We start from the raw sequence: 17,305 nt of genomic DNA on the forward strand, positions 1-17,305 counted from the left end.
CCAGAGGCGCTTCGTTTCGTATGAACTGAAGTTTGCGCAGGGCCTTCAGTCGATCTACTCGTGGCGCCTGCTCGAACTGCTCATGCGAGAAAAGGATCGTGGGACGTTATTGATCACGGTCGATGATCTTCGGGAGACGCTTGAAATCCCGGAGACGTATCGGTTTGCGGATATCAAGCGACGAGTGATTGATATGGCGGTCGACGAGTTGAACGAGAAGGCCGATCTGGTCATCCAGTGGCAACCGGTCAAGCGTGGGAGAGCTGTGTATTCGCTCCGTTTCGAGTTTGTTGAGAACCCGCAAGGGCGTCTCGACGTGTAGGGATTCTGACGTTGGAAATCGGCCGGTTTGTGAGGGAGCGGGGGATACCCGCGTGCGATCGGTGGCGCGAAAAATGATTTGACGCTGTGCTTTTTCTGCATCAGAATGATATAAATATATCCTGATAGCGGTTTGATGCTATCGGGCTCACTAGGGCGGTGCCTTCTGACGTCAGAAGTGCATCGGGTTTCGAAGGGACAGCGATGAAAAGACTATTGTTACCTGCGCTGTTGGTCCCCTCCGTAGCGATGGCCGGAATGGTGCTCGTTGACGACGGATCGACTGCCACACAAACGACGGGCATGCCGGCAAGCCCGATCGTTGCGGTTCCCCCGGCAGTTGTGAGCGCCCCGGCGATTGCCGCGCCAGTTGCTTCTACAGGCGCAGTGCAGCCGGTGCCCGACGCGGGCATTGTCCCGGTGTGGACGGCGCCGGCAGGGTCCACGCTCAGGGATTCCATCCAGAAGTGGGCGAATCAGGCCAGCTGGACGTTGGTGTGGGACGCGCCCGATGGCGTGGACAAATCGGTCAACTATCCGATCGTCGCGCCGCTCCATTTCCAAGGCCCGATCGATCAGGCGGTAGGCGATTGCATCAGACTGTATGAGCATGCCAAGAAACCGTTGGCGCTCGAAATCAATCAGTCGCAACGGCTCCTGTACGTACATCTCAAATACAGTTAAATCATGATGCGAAAATCATTTTATTTAATGTGTATGGCTGCGGTAGCTTTGATGCTGTCCGGTTGCCAGACCTTCGAGCATGCCAGTGACATCGAGCACGGCGCGGACGCGGACGGATCGAGGATCGGCGAAGCATTGAAGCGTCCCCTCAATAACCCGAGCCAGGCGGATCAGACCGTTCGATATCTCGACAAGCAGTGGGTGTCACTTACGCCGATCACTGACACGCGCGTGGCTGACGTGCCGCAACTGAATTGCAGCCTGAAGATCGTTACTGACGAACCGGTTTCGATTCTCGAGTTCAGTCAGGTCATTACCAAGAAGTGCAAGATTCCGGTCCGGGTCACACCGGACGCTTTGGCGGCGATCTACAACCGTGACCTGAGCAATGGCGAGACGAAGGCTGCTCCCTCGGTAGTGAATGGCTTGCCGGTCCCGGCTCTGAATATGCCGGGTGTGCAGTCACCGGGAAGCGTCGCGTTGTCCGGCGATCACAAGATCGACGTGAACTACAGCGGCGACCTTAACGGGCTGCTCGACATGGTCACGGTACGCGAGGGCATCGCGTGGAAGCCAGAGAACAACGGTCGCGCCGTCGTTATATACGGCGTCGATACGCGCATGTTCAATATCCACCTGATTGCTACGGACACCGACATGAAGTCCGAGTTTCAGAGTGGTACGACGCAGGTGAATGGCGTCTCGGGTTCCGGTACGGGTGTGACAAGCGGGGGCGGCAGTAGCGGGAGCGGCAGCGGCTCCTCGAACACGTTGCAGACTACCGTAGTGTCGCTGAAGACTTCGCTGTGGAGCGACATCCAGAACGACCTCAATGCAATCGCGCCGGGGCCGGTTAACCGCGTCAGCATCTCGCCGTCCACGGGCGGCGTTACCGTTCGTGGCACGCCGTCAGTGCTCGATGCTGTTGCGCATTACGTGGACGAAAAGAACAAGGTTTTCGACAAGTTCGTTACCTTCAACGTCCAGGTGCTTTCTGTGACCGTCACGAACACGGACGCAGCAGGTATCAGCTGGAACGCGCTCTATAAGACGCTGACGGGAAAGTACGGCATCAATCTGGCAAGCACTTTCTCGGCTCCTGCGGCGGCAATCAACGGGACGTTCTCGATTCTCAACACATCGGGTTCACCTTGGGGCGGTACGTCGGCGATCATCAGCGCGTTGAACGAGCAGGGCAAGGCGCGGCTGTTGCGTAGCACGCAACTGCCGACCATGAACCTGAACTCAGTCGCTACGCAGACCGGCGAACAGGCCAGCTACCTCGCGAGTTCATCGCAGACGCAGACAGCGCAGGTCGGATCGACCACGACGCTTCAACCGGGAACGATCAACACTGGCTTCAACATCTCGATGCTGCCGAATGTTCTGGACAACAACGACATTCTGCTGCGCATGAACATCAACCTGTCGAGCCAGAAGGGTCAGCCTCGCACGGTGTCCAGCGGTGGATCGACCATCGAACTGCCCGACATCCTCCTGCCGCTGAACACCTCGAACACGATCAAGGTTCATGCGGGCGATACGGTGATGCTGGCTGGTCAGGACTACGACGACCAGAATTCCACTCGCGATGGCGCTGGCAATGACAAGTTCTTTCTCCTTGGGGGCGGGGTAAATGTCACGCGCTCGCACACGATGCTCGTCGTGTTGATTACGCCGGTACTGGCTGCGGAGTAACCATCGTGTTTAAAGCTTCCCGTAACCGGTCTAAAACGCAGGTTCGCGACGATGCTCCGGTTCGTCAGGATCTGCAACACGTCGATATCAACGGGCACGGCTTTGTCTCGAATCTGTTCTGGCAACCTCTTAACAACGCGCGCAGCTACATGGCGGAAGCCAAGGCGTTCGGCAAGCAGAACGGATGGGACATCGTAGCGATCCGGCGCGGCACGCGGATTCAGGCTGGATTTGTCGATAGTGGCTCGCGCAATCTGAAAGGAATGTTCAGTCTGGCCGCGTCGCTGGCGAGTGTACTTGGCGATTCGTGGCTCGGCGCCTTCCGGTTGAAGGATGGCCGATATGCTGTGGTGGCCGTCCACGAGATGCTCATCTGTCCGGGCGTGGACCGTCTCTGCACAACGGCAGAAGAAGCCAGGCAGATGTTGACGAATGCGCATAACACGTACTCGTTCGACGCAGAATCGATATTTGCGCCGCCTGAGCTGGAGTTTGCCTCGCAGGATCGCGACATCTATCAGGTGTTGTCGGCGAAATCCATCAGGAAAGATAATCGGCTCAAGCAGCTGACGTTCGGTATGTCGACGCGTCAGCTTGTGACGGTCGGTGTCGGGGTTCTCGCTGTTGTTGGCGCGATCGGTAGTTATATGGTGTGGGATGCCCGTGAGCAGGAGGCCAAAGAGCGGCAGTTGGCAATCCAGCGTGCGGCTGAGAAGCTTCGCCTGGACCAGCTGAATGCAACCGCGCGCCGAAAGTTGGAGGAAGCGGCGCTGGCGCATCCCTGGGCAGTTCAACCCAACGCCGTTGACTTCATCAACGCGTGTGCGAAGACGACAAACGCGCTCCCTCTCAGTGTAAAGGGATGGACCTTCAGCAGTGCAGATTGCAGCGGTAGCGCAATCGTCGTTCACTTCTCACGCGACGGCGGAACGGTTGAAGACATGCGTCTCGCCGCGCCAGAACTGTTTGGAGTTCCGGCAGTTTTCAATGGCGGCGACGAGGCAACGATTACGCTCGGCCTGTCTGCTCCTGTAGGTGGCGATGATGTGGTCGCGACGCCCGACGATGACATGAGCATTTTCATGACGCACTTCCAGCAAATCGGCATGACGCCGACTCTGGAAGAGCGTCCGGTGAAGATCGAGCCGCCGAAGGTTCCAGCTGGCCAGCCGCCAATGGAAGCGCCGATAGCACCGTGGCGGCAGTTTCATTTCTCATTCGATGGTCCTGCGCAACCTGTGTCGCATTTCTCGGTGGGCAGGGATGGGACCGTGTCGCTCATCGGGATTCCGGGGCTTCGCATTGATGCTGTCACAACAAAGCTCAACGCCGAAGACGCAACGCTCACTTGGCATGTTGAAGGAAATATCTATGCGAAAAAATAATCATCTGTTTCTCGCGATCGTGGTGTGCAGCTTGATCGCGACGGAAGCGTGCGCGCAAACCGTGCCTGCGGTCGCCACGGTCGGAGATTTGGCTTCGATCCAATCGGACACGCTGCTCGGCAAAGCGAAGCTCGCGAAAGAGCAGGTATATGCCGATCTGCGAAAGTACAGCGGCGAAGGTCAGTCTGGTGGCCCCGCCGCACAGACCGATTCGAACTTGCCGCAACTCACTCGAATTGTTGAGGCAAACGGGGTGAGCGAAGCGACGCTTTCCTACGCGAACGGGAAGATCGACGCCCGCGAGGGCGATCGCGTTCCCGGTGGATATGTTCTTTTTAAAATCCACCCGGATACGTCGGTCGTGCAGCTCAAGGCGCGGAACGGGCACGTGTTCGACGTGCCGGTGTCCTCACTGTCTGGCTTGTCAGCGACGCCGAGCACGACGCCGCAGCCCGCAGCATCGAACGGACTTATCGTGTTGCCGCCGCCGAATCCGTCAATGGCGGGTGCGCCGCAGCCGCAGCCGCCCATGCCGGCGAATGTGCCTCATATCACACCGACGCTCGCGGGCTCGGGCAATTCCGGCGCGCACTAGGGGGAAACGTCATGGACATGAGCGATCAGCAGCACGTCATCAGCGCGGCCGATAAGCCGGTGCTGCTACGGTCTGACAAGTACCCAGTGCCGGACGCCGCGAAGGGGAAGGTGGCGCTTCTGTCCGACTTTACGTTACTGGTTTGGGAGTCGTACAAATCGGATCACGCGGTGCTTGCGTATCAGAAGCTGCTCGAACGATACGACATCCGATTCACAGTGCGTCTCGTGCCAGTGGAGGAAGTGCGTGCTGCGCTGGATGGACCCGGCGCGAAAACGGCCGCACGCCGTGCCGAAAACATCAGCGATGTCCAGATTAAGGCGATCAACCTGATCAAAGAGGCTGTGAAGCTGGATGCAACCGACATTCACATTCTCAACTATCAGGCGAAGTCGATCATCAAGCTGCGCATTCACGGTCTGCTTTTCGTTCATAGGGAGATCGACGCGGAAGAAGGGCAGGTTCTCTGTCGCTGTATGTACGGCTCCATGTGCGACGTTGGCGATGGTAACTACAACGACCGGCTCTCGCAGGATGCGCGTCTTTCGCGGGAAACGATCAAGAGCGCCGGTCTGAATGGAGCACGTATTTCCACACGCCCGATGGAGTACGGCAATCTCTTCGAGCTGAGACTTCTCTATGGCAGCAGCAAAAGGCGACGCTCGCTGAAGGAACTAGGTTACAACGCACGGCAGATTGCGGCGATTAACCAGATGATCCGCCGAAAAGGCGTGAACATTTTTTCGGGTGTCACCGGCTCAGGCAAATCAACCGCACTTCAGGTTGTGTTGTCGATGCTTCTGAACTTGCACGATGGTCGGATCAACCTGATGACCGTCGAGCAACCGCTGGAATACGTGATCGAGGGAGCGGTCCAGACACCGCTGCTTTGTGATCTGGACGACGACGAACAGGTGGCGCGGGAGTGGGCGCGTTCCATCGCAAACCTCATGCGTCTTGACCCGGATTACCTGATGGTCGGTGAGCTGCGTGATCTCGCTTCTACGCTGGCCGCGATTCAAGCCGCGATGACCGGGCACGGCATGTGGACAACGACACACGCGAAGGACGCGTTTGCGACTTTCGACCGCCTCGCCGATCTGGCCGTGCCGATCCGGCGTTTGACGGACGCGAGTCTGTTCACTGGCGTAGTGAATCAGTCACTGGCTCCAGTCCTGTGTCCGGATTGCAAGCGACCGTTCTCGAAATTCCAGAGTGAGGTTCCCGAGGATCTGCGGGAGCGGGTCAAACGTTTTTGCGTTCAGGCCGGCGTTTTCATCGCGGGTAAGGATGCGAGCTGTACCACGTGCGGTGGATTGGGCATCGTGGACCGGACGGTGGTGGCCGAAGCGGTGCTGACGAATCAGCATCTGTTGAGCGTCTACCGCCGCGACGACGGTGGTTCGTCGGCAGCGCGCTCGTACTGGGTTCGCGAGATGGATGGTATGACGAAGTGCCAACACCTCATTCAAAAGATCAACGAGGGACTGGTTGACCCGTTCATGGGTGAGGAGGCCGTGTGCGGTCTTGACGAAGACAGTCTCATCATCGCGTAGGAGTCTGTATGTTCTCGATATCGAAGGAATCAATTGACCAGGCATGGTACGGGCTGTGGTTCGGCGCCAAGCAGCGGTTGAAGCTATACAAGAGCCTCGCCACGCTTCTGCGCAACAACGTGCCGTTGCGGCGCGCACTTGTAACCTCCTATGAGGTTTATAGCGACTACGGGAAAAAGCCGGACCGTATCGAGGCGATCGTGCTTCAGGATTGCATTGCGGGAGTCGATAACGGTCGAGCTCTATCTGTCGTTCTGCAGCAGTGGGTGCCGTTTGATGAACATTCGACCATTGCGACCGGCGATCGTGGCGGGAAGGTGGCTGACGCACTCATGCGCGGAGCTGAAGTTATCAAACGCAAAGGGATGATGCGCAAAGCGCTGGTCGGGGCGGTCACTTATCCGGCCTTCCTGATGTTGAGCGTTGGCGTCGCATTCTATGTCATCGCTACGAACGTTCTGCCGCGTCTTCTGGTGAACGTCAAGCCGGAACATATGGATGCGAGTATCCAGCTGCTGTCGTGGCTTTCCTCACTTGTCGCAAACGACGGTGGAGTGATGCTTTCCGTGATGATCGCCGCGGCGATCGGGATCGGTTTTAGCATGTCGCGACTTACTGGAAAGTTCCGGTTCTATCTGGACATGATTCCTCCGTGGGGTATGTACCGGATCGTGCAAGGCGCGATCTTCATCTACAACGTAGGTGTCTTGCTGGAAGCGAATGTGCCGAAGAAGGAAATTCTGGAGATGATGCTGGAGCGGGCAAATTCCTATATGGCGGAACGGCTGGAGGGTGCCTTGCTCGGTGTAAAGAACGGTCTGGACCTTGGGCCGGCGCTGCGTGAAAGCGGCTTCGAGTTCCCCAGTCGCGACGCCATCGCTTATGTGAGTGTGATCGGAAGCATGGAGGGCGGCGAGGCGCAGCTCAAAGAGTTCGGCGAGGACTGGCTCGAAGAAAGCGTGGACAGGCTGGCAGCAGCATCCGCGATCTTCAAGCAGATTGCGATCTTGATGGGCGGCTTGCTCATCATGGCTATCGTCCAGGGCGTCAACGCGCTCAGTAACGGCCTGTTGAACTAGGTAGTGCAATGCAGACTTTTGTTGTCTGCTATCTCGGTATAGTGATATATTTAAATCAAATTCCAACGTAGGAACTTTTCAACCATGAAGACCACGCAACTTGAGAAAAACGCTTTGAAGAGCGGTGCCCGTCTGGCGCGTCAGGCAGGCGTTCTGTCGATCGAAATGATCATCGTGCTCGGCATCGTCGCACTGATTCTGCTGGGTGTCGCGGGCCGCGTAGCGGTGTCGTTCCTGTCGAATGACAACACGGCAGAGCTGTCGAACATCACCGCGATCTACACGGCCATCAAGGATACGAAGACGACGGTGGGGTACGGTGCTGCGGGTACGGATCTGTCGGCGGTCGTCGTCGCGGGTGGCAAGCTGCCGTCGAACATTGCGGTGAATGGCAATGCCATTTCGAACCAGTTCGGTGGTACGTACACGCTGACGAGCACAGGGCAGGGCTTCACCATCGCGGACCCGTCAATTCCCCAAAAGAACTGTCTGAAGATCGTTGCCGGCGCAACGCAGGGGGGGCAGTATGCGACCACGGTGGTGAACTCGGGTACCTCCTATTCAGGTCCGATGTCGGCAGCGCAAGCGCAGACCGCGTGCAACTCGGCCACCAACTCAGTCACTCTCACGAGCACGTACTAACTCCTGGGGCGAGGAAGTGGAACGTTTAAATTCAACCCGTTTTGTCGACCTCTACATCGTAGGGGAAGCGATGAGTCAGATTTCGGGTTTGGATGGCAATCCGGCGCTCCAGCTTGCGCCGGACTATCTGCTGGCCGACATCGCCACCGCTCGTGCGAAGTGCGAGCACGTCTACCGCGCGAAGCGAAACCCGGAGTTTTATTTGATGTTCGGCGAGGTTTCGTACCGGGTCACTGCGCTGGAGAGCATCAACGACACGGTCTTTACGCTGCGTCAGACCCACGAGCCGCGTCCAGCGAGCGAGCTGAGAATTGGCGATAAGGTGCTTGGCGCGTTGCTTCAGGAAAACCTGCGTGGGCTTGTGCTGGTGTGTGGCGAGCGAGCAGTTGGCAAGACGAGCACTGCGGCCTCGGTTTTTGTGGAGCGCATCAAGGTATATGGCGGGCTGGGTCTGGCCGTTGAAGACCCGCCCGAGATGAAGCTCGAGGGGCCGCAAGGGAAGGGGTATGTGTTGCAGGTTTGGGCTGATCCGCAGAAGGGCGGGTATCCCGAGCAGATGCGACGCGGGATGCGAAGTGGTGCGGAGTCGATCTTCCTCGGCGAGATTCGGGACGGTATCACGGCCTCCGAGGCCTGCCGAGCTGGGATCGATGGTCATCTCGTGATGTCGACGGGGCACGGCGGCTCGCCGGTTGAAGGACTGGAGCGAATTCATGCGCTTGCGTCTACACACGAGCGCAACGCGGCTCAGCTTCTCGCAGATGGCGTCGCATTGGTCGTTTGGCAAACGCTTGATACCGTTGTTATTGAAGGACTACACAAGAAGCGCCCGCAGACGAGGATGCTGCGAGTGAAGGGGAACAGCAGCGTTCAGAGCAAGATCCGCGAGGGCAAGTTCGCAGCATTGCAACAGGAATTAGATCAGCAGTCGAATGCGGCTGCGTGGACCACGGCGGCGAAAAAATGATTCTCAAGCGACATACGACGCGCCGGCAGCGAGGCGTGATATCCATCGAAGCCGCAGTCGTCTCGGCGCTGGTTGGTCTGGCGCTCGTCGGAATCGGTGGATGGGTCAAATACGATGCTGATTTCAAGAACGATCGTGCCGCCGCCGACAATCTGGCGCTGGTCCTGCAAGGCGCGCAGAGCTGGCTCAATGCAAACACTGCGACCGTTGCTGCGGCTGCAAACCCGACAGCGACATACGCTTATGGCGTATGGTCGGGCTCGGTTTCGAATGCCGTCTCGGCGACCAACATTTACGGTCAGACGTACAGAATGGGGGTGTACAAGGAGCCAAGCGGTCAGCTGGACATGATGGTGCTCACGACGGGCGGCGCAACGATCCCGGACGGTAGCCTGACCCGGATATCCAAAATGCTCGGGGGCGCGGGCGGATACGTATCGAACGCGGCTCCGGGCGTGGTCCAGAACGCGGCTGCGGGTTGGTCGATGCCGGTTGCCAACGTAGGTGGATCGACGGCTGGACACCTTGCGGCAGCGGCATTTTTCGCGAACGCAGCCCAGGCGAACGACTATCTGTATCGGCATCAGGTTAGCGGCCATCCCGAACTCAATCAGATGTCCACCACGCTGGACATGAATCAGAACAACATCGCGAACGCCTCGCTTGTCGCGGCCTCTGGCGTGGCCGTCACCAGCGCCGCGGGCGGTAATGCAACCGTGTCGTTGAACAGTTCCCAGCTGCTTGACAACAACGGGAATCTGTATGTCCGTTCAAATGGGATGGTGAACGTGCAGAACGTCGCCGGCAGCGCGTGGGCGCCGATGACTACCGGAGCGCAAACAGAAGTCGGCGATCAGATGGTGTGGGGCAATCGGCACGCCAGTGGAAGCGATCAGGTCGACGGCAATCAGGTCGTGGGCAATTTCCAGCAGGTGAACGGCAGTCAGCAGATCAATGGGAACTCGACAATTCTCAACAGCCAGCAGATCAACGGAAACCAGCAGGTAAATGGGTCAATCACTACCTACGGTAGTGTCACCCTGGGGACGAACGGCGCGTCGGTCTACAACCCGAACACGATGTATCTTTCAGCCGGATACAACCTCTACCTGAATCCCTTCGGTGGGAATCGCGTGATCGTTGGTGGCGGTGGCGGCAATGGCCAGCTCGAAACGACGGGTCGCATGTTCGTGGACGAATACCTGCAACCGGGGTGGGCGTCAGCGGGTGCGGCCTGCGACACTAACGGTCTTGTCGGTCGCGACGGCAACGGTTCGCTGTTCTGCAACGGGGGGCGATGGCAGTCGGCATCGGCTGTGCCTTCGGGGACGACGTGCGGCGGTGTCACGATTAACGGCAATAACAATCAGCCTAATAACCCGGCCAGTACCGAAGTGCCGTGCATGGGTGTCGCTTTCTGGCAGAACGGTGTGTGTCCGGCTGGCTTCTACTATGGGACGGTGTTTGCAGCGAGCGCGTTGTGGCATTTCACCTGCATAAAGAGTTAGCGGCGTAGGCAGTGCGTCAGTAGCAAAGTCTCTCAGGTTCTGGCTGGCCCTCGGATGAATGCCAGAATCCTTCAAGCCGCGCCTAGCGCGGCTTTTTTTATCAGGGACGGAGAGGATGAAAGCGTCAAAGGGACTGTGCGTGGCCGACGTGGCACTGTTAAGTGTGGGCGCAGTGCAAACCGTCGTCGCCCGCACTTCCAGGTCCTGGTGCCGAAACAGATAAAATGTCGGGTTTTTGCCAGCGGACGATGGGCTGGGTTGGCTTGTCGCGACTGCGTCACTACGAGGATGATCCGCTCAGCGCGAGCTGACCGGCGTGCTAACGCGAATGGAATTCAGAAGAGATATCAACGGCCTGCGGGCGATTGCGGTCATAGCGGTCGTCTTTTTTCACTATGGGGTCCGTTTTTTTGGCGGTGGATACGTCGGCGTCGACGTGTTCTTTGTCATCTCGGGATTCTTGCTTACCTCGATCGCGCATAGGCGGTTACAGGTGGGCGAATTTTCGGCGGTACAGTTCCTCCTGAATCGGCTGCGCCGGATCTTGCCCGCACTACTCGTCACGGTTATCGTGTCCGGCGTGTGGGCGTCGCGCTACTATTTGCCGGACGACTTCATCAGGCTCGTGCGCAATGGCACGGCGTCTCTGCTCTTCCGCTCGAACTATGCCTTCCTCGGCGACACGGGCGGTTATTTCGCGCCTGACGCGCGGGCAAACATTTTCCTGCACACCTGGTCGCTTGCTGTCGAATCTCAGTTTTATCTCGTGTTTGCTGCGACGTGTGCGCTGTTCTGGCCGCGCTCGGGATCGCGTCGCAAAGTGGGTGGCTGGATTGCCTTCTCCGTCGTTGCTCTGGCGTCGCTGGTCTGGTGCGTTATGCATACGCCTGCACACCAGGCGAGTTCGTTCTATCTGCTATGGGGGCGCGCATGGGAGTTCATGGCGGGATCTGTGGCTGCTTTGGTCGCTGTGCGGCCGAAGCGGCTGGGGGCAAACATCTTATCGTTGGCCGGCGCAGCGCTGCTGATGTTTGCGGTCTTTGGTCTGCATGGCGATGATCCATATCCGGGATGGCGGGCGATTCTCCCAGTCGCGGGAACGGCGCTGATTATCTATGCCGGTGAAGGCTTTGTCGCGCGCCTGCTGTCGTGTCGTCCACTACAGTTCCTCGGCACCGTTTCCTACTCGATTTATCTCTGGCACTGGCCGATTCTGCTTGGTTTCCGCGAACGCGTTGGCAGTGATCCGTCTCCGGGACAGACAGCGATCCTGATTGCAGGATCGGTGGCAGCTGGCTGGGCGTCGTATGTGGCCGTCGAGCAACCGGGCCGTCAACGGCTGCGCAACGGCTCGATCGTTTTGCTTTTCGTGCTCAGCATAGCTTCTGGTTTCGGATTTACCACTCTCTTGCAGAAAACGGACGGGCTTCAGGTGCGACTGCCTACCTACCTTCGTGCGGCGTCGGATGCAATGAAGAGTGAGGCGCCGCGTAGCTACGAATGCATGAGAGACGTAGACGGGACGAAGCACACACCGGGCGACTTCTGCGGGCTGGGCGGCATGCCATCGGGCAATCAGCCAGTGATGATGCTGTGGGGCGATTCCTTCGCGAACATGGTTCAACCAATCGTTGATCAGACGTCGGCTGAGATGCACGTGCCAGGTGTCGTAGCGACGCTGGGCGGGTGTCCACCATTCAGGGGTAAGGTGTTTCCGGGATCGGGTGCAGAAGTGTTTCCCGGTTGTGAGCGATACGCGAATTTCGCGTTCGACTATTTCATGCGCACGCCGTCGATCAGGCTCGTCGTTGTCGCTGGCGACTGGCAACGGTATGAACCAAACTATGAGGGTGGCGTATTGAAGGACATCGCTACTGCGCTCGCTGCCCGTGGCGGCAAAATGGTGCTCGTGAAGTCGATACCAAATCCTCGCGGTGATCTTCCGCGGCAGTGGGCGAGGTGGCAGTTCGCAGCCGGACACGAGTTACCGCAGATGAGCATTCCCCGGTCGGGTGAGGCAGACATCGTTGAACACGGCAACCAGATTGCGCGTATTGCTGAGCAGGTTGGGAACGTTGCGACGGTCGATCCGTTCGACACTCTGTGCGATCACAGTGAGTGCTTCACAGTAAAAGGCGGTCATGGTCTGTACAAGGACACGGACCATCTGACGCAGGACGGAGTCGCAATGCTTGCTCCGTCTCTTTCGGGCGCAATCAAGGAAGCGTGGCAGGGGATTGGTCCCGCAAAGAACTAGCAGTTCGGTCGAATCGGGATACAACCAGCAATAAAAAGCCCCGCATTCGGCGGGGCTCGGTTCGGCAGTTGCGTTGGGGTGATCAGACGGGTTTCGTGCAGGACAGGATGACGAGCCCGTTAATGCCGCCGCTGGTCGGTGCATTCGTGCCGAATGCGACGGCGACGAGGGGTGCGTTCACGTCGGAACCCATGACGCGTGTGATGAACGTAGCGCCGTTCCCCGAAGACATTCCGTTGAGCGACGCAGTCGCGCCCGTGAACGCGTAGGATTGATCCGAACCGATGCTGACGTTGAACGCCAGATTGGAGAGGGTCAGCGTCGACAGGTCGAGCGTCGCGGTCGCCGAGTTGAGCGTGCCTTGTCCGACGTTACCGTTCACTGCGGTCGGGGCGGTGTTGAAGTACCGGGTGCAGTTCAGCGTGCCCGTGCCTGCCGTGAGCGTCAGCGGATTGCCGATTGCGTAGGGAGCGCCCTGGTTCACGTTGTAGGTGCCGCCGCTCGTATCGCTCGATTTGGTCCAGCGGCCGATCGAGACGAAACCACCGTAGCCGTTCACATCAGCGATGACACCGGGCTTGTTCAGTGTTACGGAGGCCGTGTCCGAGCTGGCGATGGTCGTATAGCCTCCTGTTTGGGCATACGTTGCGAACGAAGAGAGCGGGGCGTCGGACGTGCTGTACATGGTGCCGCCTTGGGCTAGACCGTTCGCGCCGAGCGTGGCCGGCGTGAACAGCACGGCGAGCTTGCCAGCGACGCCTGTTACAACCGGAGCCGTTCCTTGCACTTGATACGGGAGCACGGTTGTGGGATCGGACGGTTGGGTCGCGCTCGCAGTGGACGAGTCGCCGCCACCGCCGCCGCCACAGGCGGCAAGGATGAGCGCGGCGACGAGGGCAGGGATAGCTTTCAGTGCGTTCTTGTACATGCCATAACTCCGTAAAGTAATTTAAATAAATCATTATGCTACGTGCCCAGTATGTACCCAATGGGTCCTGCTGTCAACTACCAGATTCAGTTTGTTACAACGACGCTGTTGTTAGGGATTCCGGCTGGCAGGGTGATGGGAGCTTGCCCGTATGTCGTCGGTCCGATGAGGGTTCCATTGGTATTTACGCCCACGGTCATGGAGTAGATCGTGCCGTTCGCAAGGTAGCCTACAAGTCCAGAAGGCGGTGCGGTGTTGTAGACGTAGGCTTTGCCACCTGCGATGTAGTTCTGGACCGTTGGGCCGTGCGAGAACCAGGTGGGAACAGGTACGGTCGTGTCGCTGACACTCCCCGTAAAGGTGGGGTGGGCTGCTGCATACACTTTCAGGAAGCCGTAGTAGGCGTGCATGTTGTCACCGGCCGCTGTCGCATCTGCCGTCGCGTGATACTTGGTGACGTTCTGCATGACAGCGCTCGCAACGCTGGTCACTATGCCCACGATCATGAAAAGGACCACCAACATCTGCATGGCACGCTCCGGGGTTAGTGCCGCGCGTCTACGACGGCGATGGTGTGTTGCGCCTTCGACACATTGAAATCCAGTCCCGGTACAGCCTGGGCGATCTGCGCGAGGACCTGAAGGAAGGTGCCGTTGTAGTTCGACGTGTAGGTGATCTGATAGGGCATCGAGGCGGACCACGTTGGCTTGGCGTACCCAGCCTGTTGTGCCCACTCTTCGAGATTTTCGCGCAGCGAGCGATTGGCCGTCAGCGTCCACGTGCGGGACACATCGGACGCCGGCATGATCTGCGGCTGTACCGCCGCGATCGGGCCAAGCGGGTATTGGGCAGGTTGTGCGGTGGCGATCGGATCGCCAACAACGGGCACGCTGGGTGCTGATTGCTGTGCGATCGTGGGAGCTTGCTGCGGGGCCGCCGAAGGTGTGCCCTGGCCATTCAGAAGCTCGTTCACGAGCCGGATAGCATCATCGCCTGAAATGATTTTTGCCTGGGCCATCGCCATGACGCGGCGTGCGAACTCGATCCGTTCACGGTCGGAAAGGGCCGACTGGGATTGCTGCCGTTGGACCGATAGCGGGGCGTTCGAGGCGTCGAGCGTGGCGGCAATTGCGGGGCCGGTGCGGGCGAGGACCGGCGCGGGGCGCGGGGTCGATCGCAGCGTGATCTGCACGTCGGTGTCGCTCGCATCGTCCGCAGGGTCGATCTCGGTGTAGGTGTCGATCTTGGCTTCCGGCACGCCGTGAGCGACAAGCCAGTCCTTCACGGTCGCCACGCGTCGCTTTGCGTTGGCCATCAGAGCCCTGTTCTTGGCATAGGCGTTGAGGCTGATCGAGTCAGCAACGGAGACATCGGAAGTCATGCCGTCCAAGGTCGTCTTGCCGGCGCGAGAGAGCCGCGTGCCGTAAAACGACAGCGTGGATGTCGTATCGCGCTTCGGTCCCTGTGGGTTGGCGGCGGTGATGGAAGGCGTGTCATCGTTCACAACGAAAGCGGCATTGGCGGTTGCAGCGGTGCCGAGCGCAATCATCGCGACGGCGCAGCGCAGTTTCATTTTCATAGCTTTCTCACTAGAAAAAACTGTCGGGGACTTCTGACGTCAGAAGCGCTAAAGGTTCAAATTGAAAAAAACAGCGTGATATGATGATATCATTCTGGTACATTAAAGTCATAGCGAAAATTTGGCTAGGCGTGGACGGTGAGTGTCGATGCGACAGGCATCGCCCTGAAGAGTGGAAATGGATATGCAAAATGCGCTAGGAATAGTCGGCGGCTCGGAAGGTCAGCCACTCAGTATGCAGCAGCAGTCCTACGAGCGGATGCTCGATGGATTGCGCCGCGATTTCGGCGTGTGCATGGATGAGTTCGAGAATCCGCTATTACAGGAGTTGATGCTCAACCCTGACGGGCGGCTTTGGCGCGAAGTCGCGGGGCAGGGCATGTCGGACACCGGTTTGCGCATGAGCGCAAGCGAGGGCGAACACCTGTTCGGCAGTCTGGCAGGCCTGCTGGAAACGGAGGTCCGAGCGAGCAAGCCGATTCTGGAGTGCGAGCTTCCTCTGAACGGTTGGCGCTTCGAGGGCTTGGTTTGGCCGATTGTCGACGCGCCTTCCTTCTCGATTCGCGTGCCTAACGCCCTCGGCGTGACGCTGAAAGATTTCGAGGATCGCGGAATCCTGACGGATGTCAACGACCCCTATAACCACAAGACGGTCCAGCGCGAGGAGTTTGCGGAGCAGGCACGCGGCAAAAGCCATCGAGAAATCATCGAACTTGCCGTAAAACTGCGAAAGAACATCCTCATCATCGGCGGTACGGCTTCCGGCAAAACGACGATTCTTAATGCAATCTCCCATGCCATCGCGACGATGACGCCCGAGCACCGGGTCATCATCATTGAAGACACGCGCGAGGTAAGGTGTGCTGCGCCAAATCTTGTACAGATGCGCACGAACACTGAGCTTGCCGATGTTGATATGACGCGGTTACTGAAGGCATCGCTGCGTCTTCGACCTGATCGGATCATCGTTGGTGAGGTGCGCGACAAGGCGGCGCTGGCGCTTCTGAAGATGTGGAACACCGGGCATCCGGGCGGCTTGGCTACGGTCCATGCGGACGACTGCTACGGCGGGCTGATTCGTCTGGAGCAAATGATCGAAGAAAATCCCGGCATCCGTGCAAACAGGCACGTTATCGCTGAGGCGATCGGCCTGTGCGTATTTATCGGTAAAGACGCAGACCATGCGGCGGGTCGAAAGGTTCGCGAACTGGCAATCGTGGAGAAGTACGACCAGAATTCGGGGCGCTACGTGCTCCGTAACGTGTAGTTGTAATTTAATTTTTGGAGAATGATATGTCGATCAAGTCGTTGATTTCGGGTGCTGACCGTGGGCTCAAGGCGGTTCGCGCACGCGTCGCGCGTAACACTGGGCATTTCAAGCGCGGCGTTCGCATGGTTGCCACGCCGGCCTTCTGGCGAAAGCAGGTGACGTTGCCGCGCGTGTGGACCATGCTCGTTTTGGGCGGATATGCCGGTCTGGCATGTGCGCAATCGGCTGCGCCGTGGGAAGGGGGCCTGTGTGGTGTTGCGGGCTGGTTCAAGGGTCCGACGATGCTTGCCATCGGTACGATCGCCTTCGGTGCCGCAGCGGGCGGTTTTGTGTTCGGCGAAGAAATGACGGGCATCTTGAAGAAGGTCACGAACATCACGATGGCGGTCTGTCTTGCCGTGGGCGGCGCAGCGTTCCTTGGCTGGGTCGCGGTCAAAGCTGGTGCCACTTCGTCGACCTGTGGCTCGTAAAGCGGAGGCGGCATGAGCGCTGATCATCGCGGCGAGCTGACGCAGGTAACCATCCACGCGTCCGGCGTTCGCATCCTGAATTTCTTGGGCGGCGATCGCCGGCTCGTGTTAGGCGGGGCAGCGTTCAGCCTTTATCTGGCCTTCATGCTCAGCATGCGCTACGGGGCGTGGTACGGCATTCCGATGTCGGTAACGTTTTGGGGGCTCTGGATAGCGTTGATGCGACGGCTTGCTGTTTGGGACCCTCAATGGCTGGACGTGCTTCGCCGACATCGGAAATACAGGGGAGTCTATCCCGCGCGTGGGCGGCTCAACGCTCCGATGCCTACCTACAAAGACTTTAAGTAAGGTGCGACCGTATGAATG

Annotated in this window: 17 protein-coding genes; 14 read left to right on the forward strand and 3 right to left on the reverse strand. The window is 58.7% G+C overall.

Features of this window, described 5'->3' with window-relative positions; genetic code table 11:
• The 11 genes from NH14_RS30930 to NH14_RS30980 all read left to right on the forward strand — a co-directional run.
• Window positions 1-322 (forward strand): replication initiation protein (locus NH14_RS30930; protein WP_168727177.1); only part of this gene is annotated, 322 nt, incomplete at its 5' end.
• Window positions 323-525: 203 nt separating this feature from the next.
• Window positions 526-1,005, forward strand: a complete 480-nt coding sequence (locus NH14_RS30935; RefSeq protein WP_084225986.1) for a toxin co-regulated pilus biosynthesis Q family protein — start codon at window positions 526-528, stop codon at window positions 1,003-1,005.
• A 51-nt stretch (window positions 1,006-1,056) separates the two neighbouring features.
• The gene (gene pilN / locus NH14_RS30940) at window positions 1,057-2,703 is read left to right on the forward strand and encodes a PilN family type IVB pilus formation outer membrane protein (protein WP_237179825.1); all 1,647 of its coding nucleotides are present in this window, start codon (window positions 1,057-1,059) and stop codon (window positions 2,701-2,703) included.
• Window positions 2,704-2,708: 5 nt separating this feature from the next.
• The gene (gene pilO2, locus NH14_RS30945; RefSeq protein ID WP_161790897.1) at window positions 2,709-4,088 is read left to right on the forward strand and encodes a type 4b pilus protein PilO2; all 1,380 of its coding nucleotides are present in this window, start codon (window positions 2,709-2,711) and stop codon (window positions 4,086-4,088) included.
• Window positions 4,009-4,683 (forward strand): type IV pilus biogenesis protein PilP, encoded by a 675-nt coding sequence (gene pilP / locus NH14_RS30950; protein WP_168727178.1) that lies wholly within the window; start codon window positions 4,009-4,011, stop codon window positions 4,681-4,683. The genes pilO2 and pilP overlap by 80 nt, the downstream gene beginning before the upstream one ends.
• Window positions 4,684-4,694: 11 nt before the next feature.
• Complete coding sequence (locus tag NH14_RS30955; RefSeq protein ID WP_052148571.1) at window positions 4,695-6,239, forward strand: GspE/PulE family protein; 1,545 nt, start codon at window positions 4,695-4,697, stop codon at window positions 6,237-6,239.
• Between the two features lie 8 nt (window positions 6,240-6,247).
• Window positions 6,248-7,318 carry a type II secretion system F family protein gene (locus NH14_RS30960; protein ID WP_035534233.1) on the forward strand — a complete coding sequence of 357 codons (1,071 nt, stop codon included), beginning with the start codon at window positions 6,248-6,250 and terminating at the stop codon, window positions 7,316-7,318.
• A gap of 84 nt (window positions 7,319-7,402) precedes the next feature.
• A complete protein-coding gene (locus NH14_RS30965; protein ID WP_052148572.1) occupies window positions 7,403-7,960 on the forward strand; it encodes a type 4 pilus major pilin in 558 nt (185 codons plus the stop codon).
• A gap of 70 nt (window positions 7,961-8,030) precedes the next feature.
• Complete coding sequence (locus tag NH14_RS30970) at window positions 8,031-8,927, forward strand: ATPase, T2SS/T4P/T4SS family (protein WP_152617343.1); 897 nt, start codon at window positions 8,031-8,033, stop codon at window positions 8,925-8,927.
• Window positions 8,924-10,435 carry a shufflon system plasmid conjugative transfer pilus tip adhesin PilV gene (gene pilV / locus NH14_RS30975; protein ID WP_152617344.1) on the forward strand — a complete coding sequence of 504 codons (1,512 nt, stop codon included), beginning with the start codon at window positions 8,924-8,926 and terminating at the stop codon, window positions 10,433-10,435. Before NH14_RS30970 ends, pilV begins: the two co-directional genes overlap by 4 nt.
• 328 nt (window positions 10,436-10,763) lie before the next feature.
• Window positions 10,764-12,692 (forward strand): acyltransferase family protein, encoded by a 1,929-nt coding sequence (locus NH14_RS30980; RefSeq protein WP_035534235.1) that lies wholly within the window; start codon window positions 10,764-10,766, stop codon window positions 12,690-12,692.
• A gap of 82 nt (window positions 12,693-12,774) precedes the next feature.
• Here NH14_RS30980 and NH14_RS30985 read toward each other — a convergent pair whose 3' ends face one another.
• The 3 genes from NH14_RS30985 to NH14_RS30995 all read right to left on the reverse strand — a co-directional run bounded on the left by NH14_RS30985 (window position 12,775) and on the right by NH14_RS30995 (window position 15,199).
• Window positions 12,775-13,620, reverse strand: a complete 846-nt coding sequence (locus NH14_RS30985) for a hypothetical protein (RefSeq protein WP_035534236.1) — start codon at window positions 13,618-13,620, stop codon at window positions 12,775-12,777.
• A gap of 86 nt (window positions 13,621-13,706) precedes the next feature.
• Window positions 13,707-14,150 (reverse strand): type IV pilus biogenesis protein PilM, encoded by a 444-nt coding sequence (gene pilM, locus NH14_RS30990; protein WP_052148574.1) that lies wholly within the window; start codon window positions 14,148-14,150, stop codon window positions 13,707-13,709.
• Window positions 14,151-14,164: 14 nt separating this feature from the next.
• Window positions 14,165-15,199: a TcpQ domain-containing protein gene (locus tag NH14_RS30995; RefSeq protein WP_084225988.1), complete on the reverse strand. Its 1,035-nt coding sequence runs from the start codon at window positions 15,197-15,199 to the stop codon at window positions 14,165-14,167.
• A 178-nt stretch (window positions 15,200-15,377) separates the two neighbouring features.
• Between NH14_RS30995 and NH14_RS31000 the strand changes: the two genes are divergently transcribed.
• The 3 genes from NH14_RS31000 to NH14_RS31010 are packed head-to-tail and all read left to right on the forward strand — an operon-like array spanning window position 15,378 to window position 17,287.
• Window positions 15,378-16,466 carry an ATPase, T2SS/T4P/T4SS family gene (locus NH14_RS31000; protein WP_052148575.1) on the forward strand — a complete coding sequence of 363 codons (1,089 nt, stop codon included), beginning with the start codon at window positions 15,378-15,380 and terminating at the stop codon, window positions 16,464-16,466.
• A gap of 26 nt (window positions 16,467-16,492) precedes the next feature.
• Window positions 16,493-16,939, forward strand: coding sequence for a TrbC/VirB2 family protein (locus NH14_RS31005; protein ID WP_035534238.1), 447 nt, complete (start codon window positions 16,493-16,495; stop codon window positions 16,937-16,939).
• Window positions 16,940-16,951: 12 nt separating this feature from the next.
• Window positions 16,952-17,287, forward strand: a complete 336-nt coding sequence (locus tag NH14_RS31010) for a VirB3 family type IV secretion system protein (protein ID WP_035534239.1) — start codon at window positions 16,952-16,954, stop codon at window positions 17,285-17,287.
• Window positions 17,288-17,305 lie beyond the last annotated feature (18 nt).

Source organism: Paraburkholderia sacchari (assembly GCF_000785435.2).
GTDB classification, from domain to species: Bacteria; Pseudomonadota; Gammaproteobacteria; order Burkholderiales; family Burkholderiaceae; genus Paraburkholderia; species Paraburkholderia sacchari.